General features: G+C 65.2%; 1 protein-coding gene. It reads right to left on the bottom strand.

The window, feature by feature from the left end; genetic code table 11:
- Positions 1-428 (bottom strand): TrkA C-terminal domain-containing protein (locus tag J7U37_RS24945; RefSeq protein ID WP_282104174.1); only part of this gene is annotated, 428 nt, incomplete at both ends.

Here is a 428-nt window from a genome sequence, read left to right as displayed (position 1 = left end):
GCGCAGCGGGCTGCGCTCGATGATCTTCACCTGGTAGCGGCTCTCGATGGCCTCGGCCAGGCGCTCGCCGACATTGCCGCCGCCGGCGATGATGATCCGCTTGTAGCTGTCGTCGAGCCTGCGCATCTCGCCCATTACCGCGCGGATATGGGCCTTGGCGGCGATGAAGAAGACTTCGTCGTCGGCCTCGATCACCGTGTCGCCCTGGGGAATGATCGGCCGGTTGCGGCGGTAGATCGCGGCGACGCGGGTATCCACGTTCGGCATGTGCTCGCGCAACTGGCGCAGCTCCTGCCCTACCAGAGGGCCGCCGTAGTAGGCCTTGATGCCGACCAGTTGCGCCTTGCCTTCGGCGAAGTCGAGCACCTGCAACGCGCCGGGATGTTCGATCAGGCGCTTGATGTAGTTGGTGACAAACTGCTCCGGAC

The sequence above is a fragment of the Methylobacterium sp. 37f genome, assembly GCF_023093475.1.
GTDB lineage: Bacteria > Pseudomonadota > Alphaproteobacteria > Rhizobiales > Beijerinckiaceae > Methylobacterium.
The sequence above is the reverse complement of the archived record's forward strand: the minus strand, read 5'-3'. Positions and strand labels throughout refer to the sequence as shown.